Source organism: Pseudoduganella rivuli (assembly GCF_009674485.1).
Taxonomy (GTDB): domain Bacteria; phylum Pseudomonadota; class Gammaproteobacteria; order Burkholderiales; family Burkholderiaceae_D; genus Rugamonas; species Rugamonas rivuli_B.
This window is the reverse complement of record NZ_WKJJ01000020.1, coordinates 100238-120770: the sequence shown is the minus strand read 5'-3', so window position 1 is coordinate 120770 and position 20533 is coordinate 100238. Positions and strand designations below refer to the sequence as shown.

Sequence of the window (20533 nt, the reverse complement as noted above, 5' to 3'; positions counted from 1 at the left end):
GTTATAACTCACCGTCCGGCTGGCGTAGTAGCATGCTACGGTAATGTCTTGACGTCAACCATAATGCCAACGCTGTCAATGTAAAGGCCAATTGACCGTAGGCCAGCCACAACACCGAGTGCGCCAGCGCCGGTGCAATCGCCCCCGCCACCACGGCCGCCAGCAACGTCGACGCGCACGACTGGCACGATGCCGCCGTGCCCCGCAAATGGGGAAATAAGTCCAATCCCAGCAGTGTCGCCGCCGGCGATACGGTTGACATGCCTATCGTATAAAAGAACAGCGGGACCACGGTCCAGGGTAATCCAGGTGGCTGGAACTGGTGGTACAGCACGTTGCAACCGGCCGCCGCCAGCATGAAGCAAAAGCCGATCGCGATCTGGCGCGCAAACGTCACCTTGCCGGCGATACGGTTGGCAAACAGCGCACCCAGGAATATGCCGCTCACGGCCGGGATGAACAGCCAGCCGAACTGGTCCGGCCCCAGGTGCAGCTGGGTCGGCAGCATGATGGGCGCCGCCGTGATGTAGACAAACAAGCCCGCGAAATTCAGCGCCACCACGGAGGCCTTGATCAGGAATAGCGGCGAACCCAGCACCGCGCGGTAGTTATGCAGCAGGTAGCGGGGGTTGAACGGTTGCCGCTTGTGCAGCGGCAGGGTTTCCGGCAAACGACGCCAGCACACGAGGAACAGGCCGATCGTGTAGACGAACAGGAACAGGAAAATCGCCCGCCAGTTCAAATGCTTGACGATGTAGCCGCCAAACACGGGGGCCAGCGCGGGCGCGATGGAAAAGATCATCGTCACCATCGACAGCAGCCGCGCGGCCTGCGCGTCGGCATAGCGGTCACGGATAATCGCCCGCCCCACCACCACGCCGGCGCCGGCCGACACGCCCTGCAGCACGCGGAAGAACCACAAATAATGCACGTTGGCGGACGCCGCGCAGCCCATGGTGCCGATCGCGAACAGCACCAGCGAGACCAGCACCACGCTGCGCCGGCCGAAGGCATCGGACAGCGCGCCATGCCACAGCACCATGCCGGCAAACGCCAGCATGTACGCCGTCAGGCTTTGCTGCACTTCCAGCGGGGTTGCATTCAGGCTGGCCTGGATATCGGGAAACGCCGGCAGGTAGGCGTCGATGGAAAACGGGCCGAGCATCGACAGTGACGCCAGCACGAACGCCAACGCGACACGCGGCAGGGGCTTGTGGTGGCTGGGTTCGGGCGGGGGGATTTTAATGTCGTCGGACGATGTGCTGGAGGGGGAGTCTGGGAACATCGGGATTCCTCATTGGGGCCGCCAACACACGGCCATGGATGCAGGCACGGCGGGTTGGTCACACCCGCCGTACGAGGACACAAGCTGTCCGTTATTGCGGCGCCTTCGGCTTCGCTTCTTCGCGGCGGTTGAAACCGGCCACCATGTCGAAGCGGAACAAGCGGCATTCCAGCGCGCCATTGAAGAACGGCGTCTTGCGCGCTTCCTTCAGGCGCAGCAGCTTGGGCAAGCCCAGGTCCGCCGTGAACAGGAACGCGGTCCAGCCGGCAAAGCGCTGTTTCAAGGTGGTGCCGAACGCCGAGTAGAACGTCGTCGCCAGTTCATCTTCGCCCAGCGAACTGTCGCCGCGCACGCCGATACGCTCGCCGTACGGCGGGTTGGTCAGCATGATGCCCGGCGTGCTGGTCGGCGCCTGTACCTGCTGCGCTTCAATCTGCTTCAGCGGCACGTCGAACAGGATACCGGCGCTGCGCAGGTTGTGGCGCGTCATTGCCACCATGTCGCCCGAAATGTCCGAACCGAAAATCGTCGGTTCCGCCGGCAGCGGGTTCGGCTTGATCGCGGTTTTCATGTCCATCCACGGCTGCGGATCGAAGTCATGGAATTTCTCGAACGCGAAGCGGCGGCGCGCGCCCGGCGGGATACCCTGCACCATTTGCGCGGCCTCGCACAGGATGGTGCCGGAACCGCACATCGGGTCGAACAGCGGCACGCCCGGCTTCCAGCCGGATACGCGCAGCAAGCCCGCCGCCAAGTTTTCACGCAGCGGCGCATCGCCGGTTTCATCGCGCCAGCCGCGCTTGAACAGCGCTTCGCCGGACGTATCCAGGTAGACGATGTACTGGTGCTGGTCGAGGAAGCCGACAATACGCATGTCCGGTTCGCGCGTGTTGACCGACGGCCGCTTGTTATACATGTCGCGGAAGCGGTCGCAGATCGCATCCTTGATTTTCAACGTCGTGAATTCCAGGCTTTTGAGCGGCGACTTCACGGCCGTGATGTCGACGCGGATCGTGTGGTCGGTGCCGAACCACTCTTCCCACGGCTGTTCCAGGGTCAGGTCGTAGATATCGTTTTCATTCTTGTAGCCGCCGGCCGCCATGCGCATCAGGACGCGCGACGCGATGCGCGAGTGCAGGTTGACGCGGTACGAATCTTCCAGCGAGCCGGAGCAGTGCACACCGCCCGGCACCTGGTTGTGCACTTTCAGCGTGCTGCCAGGCAGTTGGGCGATTTCACCCAGTTCTTCGGCCAATGCCGCTTCCATGCCGCGCGGGCATGGGCAAAAATAGGAAGCCATAGGGGTACCTTTTATCCGTAGTTAAAAACAAGAATGGGGCCACAGCCCCATTATTTCAGTCAGAAGGGCCTGACGATGACCATGATCACGATGCCGACCAACAGCAGCACCGGCACTTCATTAAACCAGCGGAACCACGTGTGGCTGCGCTGGTTCTTGCCCATCTCAAATTTCTTCAGCAGGCTGCCGCACGCATGCGAATAACCGATGGCCAGCACGGCCAGCGCCAGTTTCACGTGCAGCCAGCCCGGCATCTTGCCGCCGCCTTCCAGGTACAAGGTCCACACCAGCCACGCGCCCAGCAACACGGCGGGCACCGACAGCATCATCATGAAGCGGTAAAGCTTGCGCGCCATCAGCAGCAACCGTTCGGTTGCCACGGTTTCCTTTTCCATCGCCAGGTTCACGAAAATGCGCGGCAGATAAAACATGCCGGCGAACCAGGAAATGACAAAGACGACGTGGAAAGCTTTAACCCACAGCATGCATGCTCCTTATAGACGTCTTATTTACGGATCTCGCCGTGGCCGAACACCACGTATTTCAGCGACGTCAGCCCTTCCAGCCCGACCGGGCCGCGCGCATGCAGCTTGTCGTTGGAAATGCCGATTTCCGCGCCCAGGCCATATTCGAAGCCGTCCGCAAAGCGGGTCGATGCATTGACCATGACGGACGACGAATCCACTTCGCGCAGGAAGCGCAGCGCATCCGTGTAGTCTTCCGTGACGATGGCTTCCGTGTGCTTGGACGACCAGGTGTTGATATGGTCGATCGCTTCATCCAGGCCGCCCACCACTTTGATCGCCAGGATCGCCGCCAGGTATTCGGTGGCCCAGTCTTCTTCCGTGGCCTGCGCCAGGTGAGGATAGGCTGCCGCGGCCAGGATCGCGTGCGCTTCCGCATCGGCGCGCAATTCCACGTCCTTGGTGGCATACAGCTTGGCCAGTTCCGGCAGCACTTGCGGCGCAATCGCACGGTGCACCAGCAGCGTTTCCATCGTGTTGCAGGTGCCGTAGCGGTGGCATTTCGCGTTGAAGGCGATATCCAGCGCCTTTTGCATGTCGGCCTTGGCGTCGATATACACGTGGCAAATGCCGTCCAGGTGCTTGATCATCGGCACCGTGGCTTCTTCCATCAGGCGCGCAATCAAGCCTTTGCCGCCACGCGGCACGATCACGTCCACGTATTGCGGCATCGTGATCAGCGCACCGACGGCGGCGCGGTCCGTGGTATCGACCACTTGCACGCCGTTTTCCGGCAAGCCGGCGCCGGCCAGGCCTTCCTTGACCAGTTTGGCCAGCGCGCGGTTGCAGTGGATGGCTTCCGAGCCGCCGCGCAAAATCGTCGCGTTGCCGCTCTTGATGCACAGGCCGGCCGCGTCCACCGTCACGTTCGGACGGGCTTCATAAATAATGCCGATCACGCCCAGCGGCACGCGCATCTGGCCGACCTGGATGCCGGTCGGGCGGAATTTCATGTTCGAGATTTCACCGATCGGGTCCGGCAGCGCGACGATCTGGCGCAAGCCTTCCACCATGGTCTTGATGGCGGTGTCCGACAGCGCCAGACGGTCCAGCATGGCCGGCGCCAGGCCGTTGGCGGCGGCCGCTTCCATGTCTTGTTTGTTGGCCGCGCGCAGGGCGCCGGCTTCGCGTTCGATCGCATCGGCGATCAGCAGCAGCGCGCGGTTGCGCTGCGCGGAATCGGCGCGGGCCATGGCGCGCGATGCGACGCGCGCCTGTTTGCCCACTTGTTCCATGTACTGCTTGATGTCCATTTCCAGTCCTCAGTCGAGCCGCCGGCGGGTCCTACCCCCGGGCTACTTTCAGCGCCAATTGCAGCATCGCGTCCCAATGGTCGCCCGCATAGGCTTTGGCGCGCAAGCCTTTGATCATCTTGTCGATCTGCGCCGCTTCCTGCATCGCCTTTTCCAGGGTCGGCAGCGTGATACGGCGCAGCGCAGGTTCCATCATGCGCTCGCGCGGTCCCCAGATGCGGTACTCCTTGAGTAACGCGCCCAGCGGCCTGCCTTGCGCCATTCCTGCCTTCAATTTTAGCAGCGTGCGGATTTCCTCGGAGACGGCCCACAAAACCAGCGGCAAAGCTTCCCCTTCGCCCTTGAGCCCTTCGAGCATACGCACCAGCCGCGCGGGATCGCCGGACAGCATGGCTTCGCTGAGTTTGAACACGTCGTAACGCGCCACATTGAGCACAGCATCGTGTACCTGCTCATAGGTCAGCTTGCCCGGTTCATGCAGCAAGCCCAGTTTCTGGATTTCCTGGTGCGCCGCCAGCAAATTGCCTTCCACGCGGTCGGCAATGAAATCGATGCTCTGGCGGTCGGCGCCCTGCCCCTGGGCGGCCAGGCGCGAGCCTATCCACCCGGGCAATTGCGCCCGCTCGACATTCGGGATGTCGATGTACACGGCAGCCTGCTGCAAGGCCGCCACCCAGGCGGCCTTTTGCGTCTGCCAGTCCAGCTTCGGCAACGTGATCAGGGTCAGGTTGTCCGGGCTGAGGTCTTTCACGTAATTCTGCAGCGCCGCGCCGCCATCCTTGCCCGGTTTGCCGGACGGGATGCGCAACTCGATCAGCTTCTTATCGCCAAACAGCGACAGCGCCTGGTTCGCGGCCAGCAATTCGCCCCATTTGAAGCTGCGCTCGACCGTCAGCACGTCGCGCTCGGAATACCCCTGCGCACGCGCCGCGCGGCGGATCTTGTCCGCCGCTTCCAGCGCCAGCAAATGCTCGTCGCTGGTGATCACATACAGCGGCGCCAGTGTTTTCCCGACGTGCGCATCGAGCGCGTCCAACCTTAACTGCATCGCTATTCCTTGGGAGCCGCCACCGGCGTGGCGGGCGCCCACGACATGGTCGCCACCGGTTTGATGGCGGCCATGCGGCGCATCATCTGCTGCACCAGGTCGGTCTGCATGTCTTTGTACAGCAGCGCTTCTTCCTGCTCTTTCGCCAGCAATTGCGTTTCATTGAACGTGATCGGGCGGTTCAGCGTGATTTGCGTGGGCGCCAGCAATTCATTGCCCAGCTTGTCCCGCACGCGGAACACGATGTTATAGGCGAGTAAGTACTCACGCACACGGCCATTGCTGTTCAGCGACAGGATGGTCTTACTGCGGGTCTTTTCCGGATCGGTCAAGACTTCGATCACGCCATCGGCCAGCTTGGGGTCGGACACGACTTCCGTGCTGCCGTTGGCGCGGATATTGCGTTTCAAATCGATGGCCAGTGGCGACGATTCCGGCAAGCCCACGTACATGGCAGGGAATGGCAGCCGGTAATGGCCGCCGTCCCCGCGCAAATGGAAGCCGCAGGCGGACAGGGAGCCCGCCAGTGCGGCGGCCAGTGCGATCGTCGCCAGGCGGCGCTTGCCGGAAATAATGACCATCGTTACACCACGATGTTGACCAGCTTGCCCGGCACCACGATGACCTTCTTCGGCGTGCCTTCGATGAACTTTTGCACGCTTTCCTCGGCCAGCGCCGCCGCTTCGATGGCGGCCTTGTCGGCAGCCTTCGGCACTTTGACGGAACCGCGCAGCTTGCCGTTCACCTGGATCATCAATTCGATTTCCGACTGTTCCAGCGCGGACGCATCGACTTGCGGCCATGGCGCGTTCAGCAAATCGCCGGCGACCTTGGCATAGCCCAGTTCATCCCACAGCACGTGCGTGATGTGCGGTGCGACCGGGTTCAGCAGGCGCAGGAAGATCGCGAAACCTTCGGCAATCACGCCGTTCGATTCCGCCGAGTCGTCCAGCTTGGCCGATTCCAGGGTGTTCAGCATCTTCATGCACGCCGAGACCACGGTGTTGTACTGGATGCGCTTCAAGTCGTAATCGGCTTGCTGCAGGATCTTGTGCAATTCGCGGCGCAGGGTTTTCTGCGCATCGGTCGATGCGGCGCCCACCAGCGTGGAGCCGGCCGCCTCGATCGCGCCCTTCTGTGCATAGCCGAACGCCCACACGCGGCGCAGGAAGCGGTTCGCGCCTTCCACGCCGGAGCCGGACCATTCCAGCGTCTGTTCCGGTGGCGAAGCGAACATCGTGAACAAACGGGCCGTATCGGCGCCGTACTGCTCGATCTGCGCCTGCGGGTCGATGCCGTTGTTTTTCGACTTCGACATTTTCTCGGTGCCGCCAATCAGGACTGGCTGGCCGTCGGCTTTCAGCAGCGCGCTTTGCGGGCGGCCCTTGTCGTCCGTGGTCAGTTCGATGTCGGCCGGGTTGAACCAGGTTTTCTTGCCCGCTTCATCTTCACGGTAGTACGTTTCATTCAGCACCATGCCCTGCGTCAGCAGGTTGACGAACGGTTCGTCGAATTTCACCAGGCCGAAGTCGCGCATGACCTTGGTCCAGAAGCGCGCGTACAGCAAGTGCATGACGGCGTGTTCGATGCCGCCGATGTACTGGTCCATCGGCATCCAGTAATCGTTGCGGGCATCGACCATGGTGTCGGCGCCCGGCGACGTATAGCGCATGTAGTACCACGACGAATCCACGAACGTGTCCATGGTGTCGGTTTCGCGGCGCGCAGGCTTGCCGCAGCTTGGGCAATCGCACTTCAGGAAAGCTTCATGCTTGTTCAGCGGGTTGCCCGTGCCATCCGGTACGCAATCTTCCGGCAGCACCACCGGCAAATCCTTTTCCGGCACCGGCACGGAACCGCACGAATCGCAGTGGATCATCGGGATCGGCGTGCCCCAGTAACGCTGGCGGGAAATACCCCAGTCGCGCAGGCGGAACGTGATTTTCTTTTCACCCAGGCCTTGGGCGGCCAGGTCGGCGGCCACCGCATCGACGGCGGCCGCGTAGTTCAAGCCGTCGTATTTGCCGGAATTGGTGACGATGGCCGCTTCCTTGTCGCCATACCATTCCTGCCATGCGGCGGTCGAGTATTCCGGCTGGTCGGCCGTGGTGATGACTTGCTTGATCGGCAGGTTGTACTTGTTGGCGAACGCGAAGTCGCGCTCGTCGTGCGCCGGCACGCCCATCACGGCGCCGTCGCCGTAGGTCATCAGCACATAATTACCAACCCACACTTCCACCTGCTCGCCCGTCAGCGGGTGCGTGACGAACAGGCCGGTCGGCATGCCTTTCTTTTCCATCGTCGCCATGTCGGCTTCGATCACGGAACCCATCTTGCATTCAGCGATGAACGCCTGCAATTCCGGCTTGTCTTGCGCGGCGTGCGCGGCCAGCGGGTGCTCGGCCGCCACGGCGCAGAACGTCACGCCCATGATGGTGTCGGGACGGGTGGTGAACACGTACATCTTGCCGTCCTGGATCAATTCGCCGTCGGCGCCCTTGATCTGGTGCGGGAAGGCGAAGCGCACGCCGGTCGACTTGCCGATCCAGTTGGTCTGCATGGTGCGCACGCGCTCCGGCCAGCCTGGCAGCTTGTTGTCGACGTAGTCCAGCAATTCATCCGCGTAGTCCGTGATGCGCACGTAGTACATCGGGATTTCGCGCTTTTCAATCGGCGCGCCGGAACGCCAGCCCTTGCCGTCGACCACCTGTTCGTTGGCCAGCACGGTCTGGTCGATCGGGTCCCAGTTCACGGTACCGGTCTTCTTGTAGATGATGCCTTTTTCCAGCATCTTCAGGAACATCCACTGGTTCCACTTGTAATATTCCGGCTTGCACGCGGTCATTTCGCGCGACCAGTCGATGGCCAGGCCCATCATCTCCATTTGCGAACGCATGTGGGCGATGTTGGAGTAGGTCCAGTTCGCCGGCGGCACGTTGTTGGCCATCGCCGCGTTTTCCGCAGGCATGCCGAACGCGTCCCAGCCCATCGGCATCAGCACGTTGTAGCCATTCATCCGCAGGTAGCGGTACATCACGTCATTGATCGTATAGTTGCGCACGTGGCCCATGTGCAGCTTGCCCGAAGGGTAAGGCAGCATCGAGCAAGCGTAATACTTGCCTTTAGGGAAACGCGGGTCGTTTTCGACGGCCTTGTAGGCATCGATGGCTTTCCAGTGGGCCTGGGCGGCTTTTTCAACGTCGGCGGGACTATATTTATCTTGCATGATGGTTGCGGCCAGTAGGAATATTGGTGGATATTGGTGAATATGAACCTTTCATTATACTGGTTCACGCCCGGAGTTAGCACGCAGCGTCTTATAGCAGATGTACTACGAAGAAATCCCTCCCCATCCCTTACTGCGCCGTTACGTCGCGTGCCTGTGGCGCAGCGGCTCCCCGGGCGGCGGCCAGGCCGGCGCCACACACCGCGTGTTGCCGGACAATTGCATCGATATCCTGTGGCAAGACAGCGGCCGGCCGGCGTTTGCCGTCGGCATGATGACGCGCGCCATCCACGTGCCGCTGGCGGGGCCGGTGCGCACGGTGGCGGCGCGTTTCAAGCCCGGCGCGGCGGGCCTGTTCCTGGGCGTTCCCCTGCATGAACTGACGGATCTCGACGTGGCGGTGACGGAATTCCGGGCGCTGGGCGACGTCGAGCGGCTGGCCGACGTGCTGTGGCGGGACGGGCTGGACGATGCCGGGCGGCTGCGGCTGATCGAGCAACATTTATTGTCACGTTTGCCGTCACTGGCGCCCATGGCTGGACCGTCGCTGGTCGGCGCGGCGCTGAATGCGCTGGACAGCAGCGGCGGCGCATTGCGCGTTGACGCGCTGGTGGAACGGCTGGGCGTCTCGCGCCAGCACCTGGCGGCGCAATTCCGCACCCACGTGGGCCTGTCGCCCAAACTGTACGCCCGCATTCTGCGCTTCCGGCGCGCCACCGACGCGCTGCCGCAACCCGGCCTTGCCGCCGTGGACTGGGCACACCTGGCGCTGGATTGCGGCTATTTCGACCAGTCACACCTGATCCGCGATTTCCGGGAATTTGCCGACAGTACGCCTGAAGGTTTCCATTTATCCAATCGCGTTTGACGCCCCCGTGGCATCATGCCTCTATTGCAATCTTTTCAGGAGACACATGATGATCAATGGACTGCGCACCGTGAAATATCCCGTCAGCGATCTGGATAAAGCCAAGTCCTGGTACACCGAAGTTTTCGGCACGGCGCCCTACTTCGACCAGCCGTTTTACGTCGGTTTCGCCATTGCCGGGTTCGAGCTGGGCCTGGTGCCGGACGGCGAACCGGGTACGGCCGGCTGCTGCGCTTACTGGGGCGTCGATAACATCGAAGCGGAAGTCGAGCGCATCGCCGGACTGGGCGCTTCCGTGCACGCCGCCATCCAGGACGTCGGCGAAGGCATCAAAGTGGCGGAGCTGGCCGATCCGTTCGGGAATTTGCTGGGGCTGATTTACAACCCGCTGTTCAAGGTTGCGGACGTGCGCTGACGTCCGGCGCTTGCACCGCCCGCCTGGCGCGGTAGCGCTTCCTTGCCCAAAAGGCAAGGATGATGCCGATGATCGCGCCCAGCAGAGCCCCGGCAGGCGCCGTCACCATGGTCATGTAAGGCAATGCCTGGACGTTCGCCGGCGCGCCGCCGCCCGCCACATAAGCCTGGGCGAATGCGAACAAGCCCCAGAAACCGAGAAACCCGCCCAGCATCATGCCAATCAGGCCTGCGGCGATTATGTACAGGCACGTCAGAAATAGTTTCATCGCGGCTCGCTCGACATGGGTGTCGGCCCAATTTAACACGAATCCGCCGCCCATCGTGAGAGCGGCGGCCTGAATCATGATAATATACGTTTCATATACACTTCATATAAACGCATTTGACTTATTATGGGCATCGTAAAAATCTCCGACCAGATGCATGAAAACCTGCGCATCGCGAGCACGGCATTGAACCGTTCGATCAATGCACAGGCCGAGCACTGGCTGCGCATCGGCTTGCTGGCCGAAACCAATCCCGACTTGCGTTACAGCGACATCTGCCAGATGCTGATGCGCACCGCTTCCAGCGAAGGCGGACTCACTTTGGCCGACGCCATGGCGGGAGGCGTGCATGCGTAAAAAGAAAGACAACGCCATCCTGATCAAGACCCCGGCGCAAATCGAAGAGGCGCGCGTGGCGGCCAAGCTGGCGGCCGATGTGTTGACGATGATCGCCCCCCACGTGCAGGGCGGCGTCAGCACCGAATACCTGGACAAGATCTGCCACGAATTCATCGTCGACGAACTGAAAGTCATTCCCGCCAATGTCGGCTACGGCGGCTTCCCCGCGTCGATCTGCACGTCCGTCAATGAAGTGATTTGCCACGGCATCCCGTCGGCGAAGCGCATCTTGCGTGACGGCGACATCATCAACATCGACGTGGCCGTCATCAAGGATGGCTGGCATGGCGACACCAGCCGCATGTATTACGTGGGCCAGCCGTCGAAACAGGCGGAACGTTTGGTGAAAACCACGTACCAGTCGATGTGGGCCGGCATTCGCGCCGTGAAGCCGGGCGCCACCCTGGGCGACGTGGGCCATGCGATCCAGAAGCTGGCGGAAGAAGCAGGTTATTCCGTGGTGCGCGATTATTGCGGCCATGGAATCGGCCTGGTGTACCACGAAGAACCGGAAGTTCGCCATTACGGCCGCCCTGGCGCCGGCATGGTGCTGCAACCGGGCATGCTGTTCACGATTGAACCGATGATCAACGCGGGCAAGCCGCAGTCGCGCCAGATGCCGGATGGCTGGACCGTGGTGACGGCGGACCGTTCGTTGTCGGCCCAGTGGGAACACATGGTGGCGGTGACGGAGACCGGGTTTGACGTGCTGTCGCTGGCGCCGGGTGAGGCGGGGCATTAACCCTTAGCGGCAGTGGTGTGGTGCCAGGCACCTGCGGTACCGGGCACCGTTCGGCGGCAGCGCAACGCCGCGGATCGCGTGATTCAGCGCAGCGTGAGTTTCAGCGCCGGCTTCTCGCCATAATCTTCATAGCGCTCATTGATGCCGCCAATGCAGTAAGCCACTTCCTCGACGATGTCCGGCGCCGCCGCCTGCATCGCGGCGGCATTGGTGATGACGATTTCCAACACTTCATTCGGCTTCAGGCGGAACTTCGTCATGCCGTCTTCATCGCGCAGGTACGACAGGCAATCGACCCACGCATCCATCGTGCCGCCGTACGTGTCGGGGAAGCCGAAGGCGGCGCGGCATTCGTTGTGGAAGGTGGTGAAATCGGTGATTGCCGCACCGTTCAATTCTGCGGTAGCCATTATTTTTTTTCCTTTGGGTCGGTGACGAAGCCCATCTTTTCCAGGCCGCGCGCCTGCGCCGCCGCCATCACCTGGGCGACCGTTTCGTAGCGGGTATCCTTGTCGGCGCGCAGCTGCAATTCCGGCTGCGGCGCCATGTTGGCGGCTTCCTTCAGGCGCTGTTCCAGCACCGGCATCGTCACTGCTTCGTTATTCCAGTACAGGCTGCCAGCGGCGTCGATCGCCACCGTCACGGTGGCGGCCGGCTGTTGCGCCGCCTGCGCTTCCGCCTGCGGCAACTCCAGCTTCACGGCGCCCGTGAATGCGGGCGCGCCGAGGATGAAAATCACCAGCAGCACCAGCATCACGTCCACCATGGGCGTGACGTTGATGTCCGACATCGATTCTTTTTGCCGGTGGTGATTGAATGCACCGAACGCCATGTTCAGCCTTTCAGGTGGGCGCGGTCGCCCGTCGTCAGGTAAGCGTGCAAATCGTAGGCGAACGCGTCGAGCTCGGACAGGGTCAACCGGTTGATCCGGTTAAAACCATTGAAGGCCAGCACGGCGGGAATCGCCACCATCAGGCCGATCCCCGTCATCACCAGCGCTTCGCCCACGGGACCGGCAACCTTATCGATTTGCACCGCGCCGCCGGACGACACGGCGCCCAGCGCGTGATAAATACCCCATACCGTGCCCAGCAAGCCGACGAATGGCGCCGTGGCGCCAATCGATGCCAGCAAAGTCAGGCCGCTTTCCAGCTTCATGGTGGAACGGTGGATGGCGCCGCGCAGCACGCGCGTCACCTGTTCGCCATACCCCATTTCACCGGCCAGCGTGTGGCGCGTGCCGACCGCCATTTGCGCTTCGCCCTGGCGCGCCAGGCCGACATAAATCTGCTCGGCGTCGACGGCGGCCAGCGCCACCACACCATCGGCGATGTTCGGGGCGGACCAGAAGGATTCCACCGCCCCGGACGAACGGCGCACGCGCCAGCTCATCAATGCCTTGGACAGGATGAAATACCAGCTCACCAGCGACATCGCCAGCAGGATGTACGCCACCGCGTGGCTCAGGGCATCGCCCTGCGCCCAGTAGCGCGCCAGGCTGAAATGATTTTCGACCAGGCCCGTATCCATTGTTACTTCAGGTTCAGCACGTCGTACATGTCGTACAGGCCCGTGCTCTTGTCGGCCAGGAAGCGCGCAGCGCGCAGCGAGCCGTGCGCATACGAGACGCGGCTGCTGGACTTGTGGCTGATCTCGATACGCTCGCCATCGCCGGCAAACAGCACCGTGTGGTCGCCGATGATGTCGCCGCCGCGCACGGTGGCAAAGCCGATCGACGATGGATCGCGCGGACCGGTCACGCCTTCGCGCGCATACACGGCGCACTCTTTCAGGTCGCGGCCGATGGCCTCGGCAATCACTTCGCCCATCTTCAGTGCGGTGCCGGACGGTGCATCGACCTTGTGGCGGTGGTGCGCTTCGATGATTTCGATGTCGTAGCCGGTCGCCATGAATTTCGCGGCGATTTCCAGCAATTTCATGGTGACGTTCACGCCCACGCTCATGTTCGGGGCGAACATGATGGCGGTTTTCTTGGCGGCTTCGGCAATCACGGCCTTGCCCGCGTCATCGAAACCGGTGGTGCCGATGATGACTTTGATGCCGTGCTCGGCGCAATATTTCACGTGTTCCAGCGTGCCTCCCGGGCGCGTGAAATCAATCAGGAACTTGGCGTTGGCCAGGCCTTTGGCCAGGTCCGATTCGATCGTCACGCCGGCCGGCGTGCCCAGGAAAGCGGCAGCGTCTGCGCCGATGCCGGGCGCGCCCGGCACGTCCAGGGCGCCGGCCAGGCGCATGTCCGGTGCGGCTTGCACGGCTTCGATCAGCATGCGGCCCATGCGGCCGCCTGCCCCTGCAATTGCGATATTCAACTGACTCATGATGTCCTTATTTCTTTTCGATCTTCGGCGTGACGTCCACCGGCTGCGCCGGCGAAGAGTCCGTCCCGGCCGGCAATGGCGCGCCTGACGCTGGCAAAGCCGTCCTTTGTTCCCTCAACACTTCTTTCGCGCTTTTGGCGGGATTGGCGATCAGGGCGATGTATTCCTTCTCGGTCGGCAGGTTACCGCCTTCGAAACGCTCCACCGTGCCATTCTTGAAATAAACCACGACGGCGCTTTCGATCACTTCGCCATTGCCACGCGCCAAACGGAACGGGTAGTCCCAGCGGTCGGCGTGGAAGATGTCCATCATCAGCGGCGTGCCCAGGACAAAGCGTACCTGGTCGCGCGTCATGCCGACTTTGAGTTGCTGCACCATTTCCTCGGAAATGAAGTTACCTTGCTGGATGCTCGGGCGGTACGGGGAAAAGAACCACATGAACTTTTGCAGCTGGCTGATGGTCCGCACCTGCGCGCCCTGGCTGGCGACCACGGTCGATTCTTCCTTGCTGTCAGCCGCGCCCAGCTTGTTGGTGGACGCGCAGCCACCGACGGCGAAAGCGACACAAATCATGCCTGTGACGACGGGCGCACGGCGTTTCAAACGTTGCAACAGGGACTGCGATAAAGCCTGGGTGACGCGCATAAGGACCTCAATTCATTTGAGCATAAGTGCCAAAACACTATATGATAAAGCACTTTGTCATCCAACCGAGTAAGAAACATGAGTAACAATCCTGCAGACCTGAAGGCAAGCGGCCTGAAAGCGACCCTGCCGCGTCTGAAGATCCTCGATATTTTCCAGAACAGCCCGGTGCGCCACCTGACGGCGGAAGATGTCTACAAGATTTTACTGGCTGACAATATGGACGTGGGCCTGGCAACCGTCTACCGTGTCCTGACCCAGTTCGAGCAAGCCGGCCTGCTGCACCGTAACCATTTCGAATCCGGCAAGGCCATCTTCGAATTGAACGCCGGCACCCATCACGACCACCTGGTTTGCCTCGATTGCGGCCGCGTGGAAGAGTTCGTCGACGAAGAAATCGAAAAACGCCAGCATTTGATCGCCCAGGAACGCGGCTTCCACATCGCCGAGCACGCGCTGGCGATTTACGGCAATTGCACCAAGAAGGATTGCCCGCACCGCCAGCATTGATGGCAGGCGCCATAAACAAACCGGGCGCTGCCCGGTTTTTTTTCGTCTTAATTATTGCTGAGCGCGTTCGACAGCAGCTTGGCCGTGATGTCGACAATCGGGATCACCCGCTCATACGCCATGCGTGTCGGGCCGATCACCCCCAGCGTACCGACGATCTTGCCGTTGGCTTCATACGGCGCCGTCACCACGCTCATTTCATCCATGGGGACCAGGTTCGATTCGCCGCCGATGAAAATCTGCACGCCGGACGCCTTGCTCGACACGTCGAGCAATTGCATCAGCCCCGTCTTTTGCTCGAACATGTCGAACATCTGGCGCAGCGACGTCATGTTCGACGACAGGTCGCTGACCGACAGCAGGTTGCGTTCGCCGGCAATCACCATGTCTTCCGCGCTCTCGGCCATGGCTTCGCTGCCCGCTTCCACCGCCGCCTGCATCAGGCGGCCCATATCGCTTTGCAGCTGGCGCAGTTCGCCTTGCAGGCGGGCGCGCACGTCGTCGAACGCGAGGCCGCTGAAATGCTGGTTGATGTAATTGGCCGACTGGATCAGCTGGGCCGGCGTGTAATCCACGTCCGTCAGCAGCAGGCGGTTTTGCACGTCGCCGCCGGGGCTGACGATCACCAGCAGGATGCGCTTTTCACCCAGCCGCAGGAATTCGATTTGCTGGAACACGGATTCATGGCGCGGCGTCATCACCACGCCGGCAAATTGCGACAGCGACGACAGCATTTGCGCCGCGTTGGCGATGAGTTTTTGCGGTTGCTGGTGTTGCAGGCGCATGCGCGCCTCCACGGAACTCTCATCGATGTGCTGCACCGTCAGCAAGGTATCGACAAAGATGCGGTAGCCGCGCGGCGTGGGAATCCGTCCGGCCGACGTGTGCGGGCTGGCCACATAGCCCATCTCTTCGAGGTCGGCCATGATGTTGCGGATGGTGGCAGGAGACAATTCCAGCCCTGAAATTTTCGACAGAGCGCGCGAGCCGACCGGTTGGCCGTCAGCGATATAGCGTTCCACCAGCGCTTTCAGCAGGGTTTGTGCACGGGTATCGAGTTGCATGTTTCTTAATGACTTCTGAACGTTGACTGCTCATTGACTGCTTATTGCCTACTTACGCATCCATGCGCGTAATGCACCTATTATGCACGCAGGCACAGCGCATGGGGACAATCATTGCGCCAGTTGCGCTTCCAGCCACGCCAGCAATTCATCCAGCGTGGCGCATACCGCATCCGGCGCGATGCCCAGTTCCACGTGGGCGGTGCTGCCGGTCCGGTTCATCCACACGGCGCGCAAGCCTGCTTTTTGCGCCCCATCCACATCGAACTTCAAATCATCGCCCACATACACGGCTTCCTGCGGGGCAACGCCCAACGCGTCGCACGCGGCATGAAAAATCGCCGGGTCCGGCTTGGCGGTGCCGAAATCGCAGGCGGCCAGCGATACCTTGAAATGGTGCGCCAGTCCCACGACTTCAAGGTCCGCATTGCCATTGGTGACGGTACCCAGCATCAGCCGGTCTTTGAGTTTCAATATGCCGGGCAGCACGTCGTCATACGGCGTCACGGCATTGCGGGCCGCCAGGAAGTGGCGCATGGCGCCTTCGATGTGCGCCGCATCTTCCCCCGCTTCGGCAAACGCCGCCTCCAGCCCCAGGCGGCGCACTTGCGCCAGGTTGAAATGCAGGTGCGGCTGCTGCGCCAGCAGCGCCATGCGGCGCGCGCGCAGGGTCTCGATGGAAAACTGCTGGGCGACTTTCGGTGCATGGTCGGCCAGCCACGCATGCAAGGTGACTTCCGCCTGCGCAATCACGGGCGCGATCGGCCACAGCGTATCGTCCAGGTCGAACAGGATGGCTTTGATGGGGTGTGCTGGATTCATCCGGATATTGTCGCATGCCCGGCTACCGCAGTATTCACGGCCGGCCATGGTAAATTAGCGGATTGCCCATATGGAGCCGCCTTTGTCTTCGCCCCGCCCGTTCCGATCCCTGACGTTTTCGCTGCTGCCACTGGTTCCGCTGGCGCTGCTGGGCGCCTGCGCCACGCAGCCAGCGTCCCATCCCGACATGATTGCCTATGTCGTCATCGGTGAACAGGGTGCTGCGATTGCCCGCGTCGTCACGGCCGCCGCCAGTTGCCCGGCGCTGACGGCCGATGGCACACCACTGGCCATGGCCGTGCGCGCGCTGCCCGCGACGCTGGCGCTGCGGCCCACCGGATCGAAGCCGGAGGACAGCAAGCCGTCGGCCTTCCCGCTGCTGACATGCGAAGCCGCGCTGCCTGCGGGCGCCGCATCGGCCAGCGTGGACGGGCAAGCGCTGCCCGTGCCGCGCGCCGCGCCGCAGCGCATTGCCGTGCTGGGCGATACCGGCTGCCGGCTGAAAAAGAAAGACAACGATTTCCAGGAATGTAACGACCCGCAGTTGTTCCCGTTTGCCACGGTCGCGGCGGCTGCCGCGGCATGGAAACCGGATCTGGTGGTGCACGTGGGCGATTACCACTACCGCGAAAACGCATGCCCGGAAGGCAATGCCGGCTGCGCGGGCAGCCCGTGGGGCTATGGCTGGGATGCGTGGAACGCCGACCTCTTCCAGCCCGCCGCGCCGCTGCTGAAGGCGGCGCCATGGGTGGCCGTGCGGGGCAACCATGAAAGCTGCGATCGGGCCGGCCAGGGCTGGTGGCGTTTGCTTGATCCCCGTCCGCTGCTGCCGGGCCGCGACTGCAATGCCGCCGTCAACGATACCAATGGCGATTACAGCGATCCCTACGCGGTGCCGCTGGGCGGCGATGCGCAATTGCTGGTGATCGATACGGCCGCCACCACGTGGAAAGGCTACAAGCCCGGCGCCGTCGGCTATGAAAAATACCGCGACACGTACCGCAAGCTGGAAGCGCTGTCGCAGCAAGCGGCGTGGAATATCGGCCTGACGCACCACCCGATCCTGGGCGTGGGCGCGGAACTGAAGAATGGCGCCTATGAATGGCACAAGGGCGACCTGGGCTTGCAGCAAAGTTTCGGTTCCGTGAATCCGCGCCTGCTGCCGGACAAGGTCCAGGCCATGGTGTCCGGCCACGCGCACCTGTGGGAACAACTGAGTTTTTCCAGCGGCCACCCGAGCCAGTTCGTGGCCGGTTTTTCCGGTTCCGCGGAAGACACGGTGCCGCTGCCGGCCGCGCTGCCGCCGGAAGCCTTGCCGGCGCCCGGCGTCGCGGTGGAGCATTTCAGCACGTGGATCGACGGTTTCGGCTTCATGGGACTGGAGCGCACCGGCCCCGGCGACTGGGACGTGACGGTGTTCGACCGCCATGGCCAGATAAAAAACCGCTGCAAGATCAGCGGCAAGCGCTCCGTGTGCGACGTGGCGCAGGTAAAATAGCCGGTTTGGTCACAAGCTGTTACAAGTTCAATCTTGTGGATGCACTAGAATAGGCGCCGTTTGTGTGCGCCGCGATGCCGCCACACCCCGGCCTTCCGGCCTTTGTTTTGGAGAGTTTGATGAAGAGTTTGACTATGCGTTGCGCCGCCCTCGCGCTGTGCGCAACCACGCTGGCGGCATGCGGTGGCGGCAGCGGCGGCAGCATTCCCCTCAGCGGCAGCATCTCGGGCCTGAACCGCGCCGGCCTGGTCCTGACCAACAAGGGCAAGGACTTCACCGTTGCCGATTCGGCCACCACGTTCACGTTCACCGACCTGGTGGCCAACGATTCCGAATTTGAAATCCTCGTGAAAACCAACCCGGAAGGCCAGGTTTGCACGCCGTCGAACAACAAGGGCCGCGCCAACTATTATTCGTACACGCAGACCATCATCACCTGCACTACGGATAATTACACGCTGAGCGGCACCGTCAACGGCCTGAAGGCCGCCGGCCTGGTGCTGGCCAACGGTCCGATTACCGTCGCCGTGCCTGCCGGCGCCACCACGTTCACCTTCGGCAAAACCGTGCCGAACAAACTGACTTATGGCGTCACCGTGCTGTCGCAGCCTGCCGGCCAGACCTGCACCGTGCAAAACGGTACCGGCACCATGCCGATCGGCGATAAGAACGACGTCATCATCAATTGCATTTGAAAGTAGACCATCCCATGAAAGCAATCCCTGTGCGCACCGCAGCTGCGCTGGCCCTGCTGCTGGCGCTGGGCGCCTGCGGCGGCAAGGCGTCGTTTGACCTGTCCGGCGTCCTGGTGGACACCCTGGGCGCCCCCAAGCCGCTGGCCAATGCCGGCCTGGTGCTGGCCAATGGCGACCAGCGCCTGTCCGTGCCGGTGGGCGCGACCACGTTCAAATTCGCGAACGCGATTTCATACGGTACGGAATACGCGATGACGGTATCGGCGCAGCCGCGCCACATGACCTGCGCATTCGCTGGTGGTGCTTCCGGCACGGCTGGCCGCACGGCCACCATTTCGGCGACGCTGCTGTGCACGCAGAACGCCTGGACGGTCGGCGGTATCGTCACCGGCCTGGGCAGCGACACGCTGGAACTGGTCAACGGCACCGACAAACTGACGGTCACGCAGGCCAAAACCGACTTCACGATGCCGACCGCCGTTCCGGACGGCACCGTGTATGGCATTACCGTGCTGAAGCAGCCAGCCGGCCAGACTTGCACGGTTGCCAATGGCACCGACGTAATGGGTGAAGCGCCGCGCAACAATATCGTTGTCACTTGCACAAATAACTGACCGGATATTCAGGAAGAGTATGGTTGGTATGGCCAAAATAAATTGGCCATCTATTCTGCACTGCAGCATAATAGAACCGTCTCCTCCACTTCTTCACAAAGAAATGGATTCAGCCCGCTCCCGTAGCGGGCTTTTTTTTATTCATAGAAATTGGGGCCTAGAAATTGGGGCCTGGCCCCTTTTGCACTATCGTTCGATAGGCAAGCGATAGCCAGGAACTATTTTATGAAGGCTGCTTCAGCAGGTTGGCCAGCGCCACGTAGCCTTCCAGCGGCACGGTTTCCGGGCGGTCGGTGGGTGTCACGCCTGCTGCGATGATCTGTTCTTCGGTGAACATGCCGGACAGGCAATTGCGGATCACCTTGCGACGCTGCGAAAACGCTTTTTGCACCACGGCTTCCAGCGTCTCCTGATCGCACGGCAGCGGGTTGGCGACGGGGATCATGCGCACGATGGCCGAATCGACTTTCGGCGGCGGGTCAAACGCTTCCGGCGGCACGATAAACAGCAGCGACATGTGATAACGCCATTGCAGCATGACGGACAGGCGGCCATAGGTCTTGCTGCCCGGTTCCGCCACCATGCGCTCCACCACTTCCTTTTGCAGCATGAAATGCTGGTCCTGCACCTGCGGCGCATAGTCCGCCAGATGGAATAGCAGCGGGCTGGAAATGTTGTACGGCAGGTTGCCCACCACGCGCAGCTTTTGTCCCTCATTGGCGCCAGGCACAGGAATCGACCCGAAATCGAACTTCAGCGCATCGCACGAATGGACCGTCAGGCGCTCGCGCGGATACTGCTTTTCCAGCCGCGCCACCAGGTCGCGGTCCAGTTCCACCACGTGCATGTGCTTGACGGAGCGCAGCAGCAAATCCGTCATCGCGGCCAGGCCCGGGCCGATTTCCACCATGGCGTCGCCGGGCTGCGGATTGATCGAATCAATGATGCTGCCAAGGACCTGGTCGTCCTGCAGGAAGTTTTGGCCGAAGCGTTTGCGTGCGATGTGTTTCATATTCC

The 20533-nt window shown here is 62.0% G+C and carries 24 protein-coding genes; 8 read left to right on the top strand and 16 right to left on the bottom strand.

The genetic code is table 11. From position 1 onward, the window contains the following. Position 1: 1 nt before the first annotated feature. The 7 genes from GJ700_RS27455 to leuS all read right to left on the bottom strand — a co-directional run bounded on the left by GJ700_RS27455 (position 2) and on the right by leuS (position 8636). Complete coding sequence (locus GJ700_RS27455) at positions 2 to 1285, bottom strand: multidrug effflux MFS transporter (RefSeq protein WP_154380019.1); 1284 nt, start codon at positions 1283 to 1285, stop codon at positions 2 to 4. Between the two features lie 91 nt (positions 1286 to 1376). Further along, a complete protein-coding gene (locus GJ700_RS27450; RefSeq protein WP_371868157.1) occupies positions 1377 to 2585 on the bottom strand; it encodes a THUMP domain-containing class I SAM-dependent RNA methyltransferase in 1209 nt (402 codons plus the stop codon). A 59-nt stretch (positions 2586 to 2644) separates the two neighbouring features. Then, positions 2645 to 3070 carry a CopD family protein gene (locus tag GJ700_RS27445; RefSeq protein WP_154380017.1) on the bottom strand — a complete coding sequence of 142 codons (426 nt, stop codon included), beginning with the start codon at positions 3068 to 3070 and terminating at the stop codon, positions 2645 to 2647. A 20-nt stretch (positions 3071 to 3090) separates the two neighbouring features. Next, positions 3091 to 4362 carry a glutamate-5-semialdehyde dehydrogenase gene (locus GJ700_RS27440; RefSeq protein WP_154380015.1) on the bottom strand — a complete coding sequence of 424 codons (1272 nt, stop codon included), beginning with the start codon at positions 4360 to 4362 and terminating at the stop codon, positions 3091 to 3093. Between the two features lie 31 nt (positions 4363 to 4393). Then, a complete protein-coding gene (holA, locus tag GJ700_RS27435; RefSeq protein ID WP_154380013.1) occupies positions 4394 to 5410 on the bottom strand; it encodes a DNA polymerase III subunit delta in 1017 nt (338 codons plus the stop codon). Positions 5411 to 5412: 2 nt separating this feature from the next. Further along, the gene (locus GJ700_RS27430; protein ID WP_154380011.1) at positions 5413 to 5991 is read right to left on the bottom strand and encodes an LPS-assembly lipoprotein LptE; all 579 of its coding nucleotides are present in this window, start codon (positions 5989 to 5991) and stop codon (positions 5413 to 5415) included. 2 nt (positions 5992 to 5993) lie between these two features. After that, entirely contained in the window at positions 5994 to 8636 is a 2643-nt protein-coding gene (gene leuS, locus GJ700_RS27425) for a leucine--tRNA ligase (protein WP_154380009.1), read from the bottom strand. Between the two features lie 100 nt (positions 8637 to 8736). On the opposite strand from leuS, the gene GJ700_RS27420 reads away from it, so the two are divergent. Further along, the gene (locus tag GJ700_RS27420) at positions 8737 to 9504 is read left to right on the top strand and encodes an AraC family transcriptional regulator (protein WP_154380007.1); all 768 of its coding nucleotides are present in this window, start codon (positions 8737 to 8739) and stop codon (positions 9502 to 9504) included. Between the two features lie 46 nt (positions 9505 to 9550). Further along, positions 9551 to 9919 (top strand): VOC family protein, encoded by a 369-nt coding sequence (locus tag GJ700_RS27415; protein WP_229507281.1) that lies wholly within the window; start codon positions 9551 to 9553, stop codon positions 9917 to 9919. On the opposite strand, the gene GJ700_RS27410 is transcribed toward GJ700_RS27415, so the two are convergent. Beyond that, positions 9897 to 10265, bottom strand: coding sequence for a hypothetical protein (locus tag GJ700_RS27410; protein ID WP_154380005.1), 369 nt, complete (start codon positions 10263 to 10265; stop codon positions 9897 to 9899). The genes GJ700_RS27415 and GJ700_RS27410 overlap by 23 nt on opposite strands. A gap of 48 nt (positions 10266 to 10313) precedes the next feature. On the opposite strand from GJ700_RS27410, the gene GJ700_RS27405 reads away from it, so the two are divergent. Both GJ700_RS27405 and map read left to right on the top strand, forming a co-directional pair. After that, positions 10314 to 10544, top strand: coding sequence for a ParD-like family protein (locus tag GJ700_RS27405; protein WP_154380003.1), 231 nt, complete (start codon positions 10314 to 10316; stop codon positions 10542 to 10544). Further along, complete coding sequence (gene map / locus GJ700_RS27400; RefSeq protein ID WP_154380001.1) at positions 10537 to 11328, top strand: type I methionyl aminopeptidase; 792 nt, start codon at positions 10537 to 10539, stop codon at positions 11326 to 11328. The genes GJ700_RS27405 and map overlap by 8 nt, the downstream gene beginning before the upstream one ends. Positions 11329 to 11411: 83 nt before the next feature. Here the strand turns inward: map and GJ700_RS27395 are convergent, their stop codons facing one another. From GJ700_RS27395 to GJ700_RS27375, 5 genes are read right to left on the bottom strand one after another with little or no spacing between them, the layout of a single operon-like run. Beyond that, positions 11412 to 11738, bottom strand: coding sequence for a barstar family protein (locus GJ700_RS27395; RefSeq protein ID WP_154379999.1), 327 nt, complete (start codon positions 11736 to 11738; stop codon positions 11412 to 11414). Further along, positions 11738 to 12160: an ExbD/TolR family protein gene (locus GJ700_RS27390; protein ID WP_154379997.1), complete on the bottom strand. Its 423-nt coding sequence runs from the start codon at positions 12158 to 12160 to the stop codon at positions 11738 to 11740. Before GJ700_RS27390 ends, GJ700_RS27395 begins: the two co-directional genes overlap by 1 nt. A 2-nt stretch (positions 12161 to 12162) precedes the next feature. Beyond that, positions 12163 to 12858, bottom strand: coding sequence for a MotA/TolQ/ExbB proton channel family protein (locus GJ700_RS27385; protein ID WP_154379995.1), 696 nt, complete (start codon positions 12856 to 12858; stop codon positions 12163 to 12165). Positions 12859 to 12860: 2 nt separating this feature from the next. Continuing rightward, positions 12861 to 13667 (bottom strand): 4-hydroxy-tetrahydrodipicolinate reductase, encoded by an 807-nt coding sequence (gene dapB / locus GJ700_RS27380; protein ID WP_154379993.1) that lies wholly within the window; start codon positions 13665 to 13667, stop codon positions 12861 to 12863. A gap of 7 nt (positions 13668 to 13674) precedes the next feature. Continuing rightward, entirely contained in the window at positions 13675 to 14280 is a 606-nt protein-coding gene (locus GJ700_RS27375) for an outer membrane protein assembly factor BamE (protein WP_229507280.1), read from the bottom strand. 111 nt (positions 14281 to 14391) lie between these two features. Between GJ700_RS27375 and fur the strand changes: the two genes are divergently transcribed. Further along, the gene (gene fur, locus GJ700_RS27370) at positions 14392 to 14823 is read left to right on the top strand and encodes a ferric iron uptake transcriptional regulator (RefSeq protein WP_154379989.1); all 432 of its coding nucleotides are present in this window, start codon (positions 14392 to 14394) and stop codon (positions 14821 to 14823) included. Between the two features lie 47 nt (positions 14824 to 14870). On the opposite strand, the gene hrcA is transcribed toward fur, so the two are convergent. Beyond that, complete coding sequence (hrcA, locus tag GJ700_RS27365; protein ID WP_154379987.1) at positions 14871 to 15887, bottom strand: heat-inducible transcriptional repressor HrcA; 1017 nt, start codon at positions 15885 to 15887, stop codon at positions 14871 to 14873. 111 nt (positions 15888 to 15998) lie between these two features. Continuing rightward, a complete protein-coding gene (locus tag GJ700_RS27360; RefSeq protein WP_154379985.1) occupies positions 15999 to 16709 on the bottom strand; it encodes an HAD family hydrolase in 711 nt (236 codons plus the stop codon). An 82-nt stretch (positions 16710 to 16791) separates the two neighbouring features. Between GJ700_RS27360 and GJ700_RS27355 the strand changes: the two genes are divergently transcribed. The 3 genes from GJ700_RS27355 to GJ700_RS27345 all read left to right on the top strand — a co-directional run bounded on the left by GJ700_RS27355 (position 16792) and on the right by GJ700_RS27345 (position 19516). After that, complete coding sequence (locus GJ700_RS27355; protein ID WP_229507279.1) at positions 16792 to 18207, top strand: metallophosphoesterase family protein; 1416 nt, start codon at positions 16792 to 16794, stop codon at positions 18205 to 18207. Positions 18208 to 18326: 119 nt separating this feature from the next. Beyond that, the gene (locus GJ700_RS27350) at positions 18327 to 18902 is read left to right on the top strand and encodes a hypothetical protein (RefSeq protein WP_154379981.1); all 576 of its coding nucleotides are present in this window, start codon (positions 18327 to 18329) and stop codon (positions 18900 to 18902) included. Between the two features lie 14 nt (positions 18903 to 18916). Beyond that, the gene (locus GJ700_RS27345) at positions 18917 to 19516 is read left to right on the top strand and encodes a hypothetical protein (RefSeq protein WP_154379979.1); all 600 of its coding nucleotides are present in this window, start codon (positions 18917 to 18919) and stop codon (positions 19514 to 19516) included. Positions 19517 to 19739: 223 nt separating this feature from the next. On the opposite strand, the gene rsmA is transcribed toward GJ700_RS27345, so the two are convergent. Then, positions 19740 to 20528, bottom strand: coding sequence for a 16S rRNA (adenine(1518)-N(6)/adenine(1519)-N(6))-dimethyltransferase RsmA (gene rsmA, locus GJ700_RS27340; RefSeq protein WP_154379977.1), 789 nt, complete (start codon positions 20526 to 20528; stop codon positions 19740 to 19742). Positions 20529 to 20533 lie beyond the last annotated feature (5 nt).

What these genes read in the sequence shown, in the direction of transcription:
- GJ700_RS27455 (WP_154380019.1), bottom strand. Translation starts at nt 1,285, where the DNA reads ATGTTCCCAGACTCCCCCTCCAGCACATCGTCCGACGACATTAAAATC.
- GJ700_RS27450 (WP_371868157.1), bottom strand. Translation starts at nt 2,585, where the DNA reads ATGGCTTCCTATTTTTGCCCATGCCCGCGCGGCATGGAAGCGGCATTG.
- GJ700_RS27445 (WP_154380017.1), bottom strand. Translation starts at nt 3,070, where the DNA reads ATGCTGTGGGTTAAAGCTTTCCACGTCGTCTTTGTCATTTCCTGGTTC.
- GJ700_RS27440 (WP_154380015.1), bottom strand. Translation starts at nt 4,362, where the DNA reads ATGGACATCAAGCAGTACATGGAACAAGTGGGCAAACAGGCGCGCGTC.
- holA (WP_154380013.1), bottom strand. Translation starts at nt 5,410, where the DNA reads ATGCAGTTAAGGTTGGACGCGCTCGATGCGCACGTCGGGAAAACACTG.
- GJ700_RS27430 (WP_154380011.1), bottom strand. Translation starts at nt 5,991, where the DNA reads ATGGTCATTATTTCCGGCAAGCGCCGCCTGGCGACGATCGCACTGGCC.
- leuS (WP_154380009.1), bottom strand. Translation starts at nt 8,636, where the DNA reads ATGCAAGATAAATATAGTCCCGCCGACGTTGAAAAAGCCGCCCAGGCC.
- GJ700_RS27420 (WP_154380007.1), top strand. Translation starts at nt 8,737, where the DNA reads ATGTACTACGAAGAAATCCCTCCCCATCCCTTACTGCGCCGTTACGTC.
- GJ700_RS27415 (WP_229507281.1), top strand. Translation starts at nt 9,551, where the DNA reads ATGATGATCAATGGACTGCGCACCGTGAAATATCCCGTCAGCGATCTG.
- GJ700_RS27410 (WP_154380005.1), bottom strand. Translation starts at nt 10,265, where the DNA reads ATGATTCAGGCCGCCGCTCTCACGATGGGCGGCGGATTCGTGTTAAAT.
- GJ700_RS27405 (WP_154380003.1), top strand. Translation starts at nt 10,314, where the DNA reads ATGGGCATCGTAAAAATCTCCGACCAGATGCATGAAAACCTGCGCATC.
- map (WP_154380001.1), top strand. Translation starts at nt 10,537, where the DNA reads ATGCGTAAAAAGAAAGACAACGCCATCCTGATCAAGACCCCGGCGCAA.
- GJ700_RS27395 (WP_154379999.1), bottom strand. Translation starts at nt 11,738, where the DNA reads ATGGCTACCGCAGAATTGAACGGTGCGGCAATCACCGATTTCACCACC.
- GJ700_RS27390 (WP_154379997.1), bottom strand. Translation starts at nt 12,160, where the DNA reads ATGGCGTTCGGTGCATTCAATCACCACCGGCAAAAAGAATCGATGTCG.
- GJ700_RS27385 (WP_154379995.1), bottom strand. Translation starts at nt 12,858, where the DNA reads ATGGATACGGGCCTGGTCGAAAATCATTTCAGCCTGGCGCGCTACTGG.
- dapB (WP_154379993.1), bottom strand. Translation starts at nt 13,667, where the DNA reads ATGAGTCAGTTGAATATCGCAATTGCAGGGGCAGGCGGCCGCATGGGC.
- fur (WP_154379989.1), top strand. Translation starts at nt 14,392, where the DNA reads ATGAGTAACAATCCTGCAGACCTGAAGGCAAGCGGCCTGAAAGCGACC.
- hrcA (WP_154379987.1), bottom strand. Translation starts at nt 15,887, where the DNA reads ATGCAACTCGATACCCGTGCACAAACCCTGCTGAAAGCGCTGGTGGAA.
- GJ700_RS27360 (WP_154379985.1), bottom strand. Translation starts at nt 16,709, where the DNA reads ATGAATCCAGCACACCCCATCAAAGCCATCCTGTTCGACCTGGACGAT.
- GJ700_RS27350 (WP_154379981.1), top strand. Translation starts at nt 18,327, where the DNA reads ATGAAGAGTTTGACTATGCGTTGCGCCGCCCTCGCGCTGTGCGCAACC.
- GJ700_RS27345 (WP_154379979.1), top strand. Translation starts at nt 18,917, where the DNA reads ATGAAAGCAATCCCTGTGCGCACCGCAGCTGCGCTGGCCCTGCTGCTG.
- rsmA (WP_154379977.1), bottom strand. Translation starts at nt 20,528, where the DNA reads ATGAAACACATCGCACGCAAACGCTTCGGCCAAAACTTCCTGCAGGAC.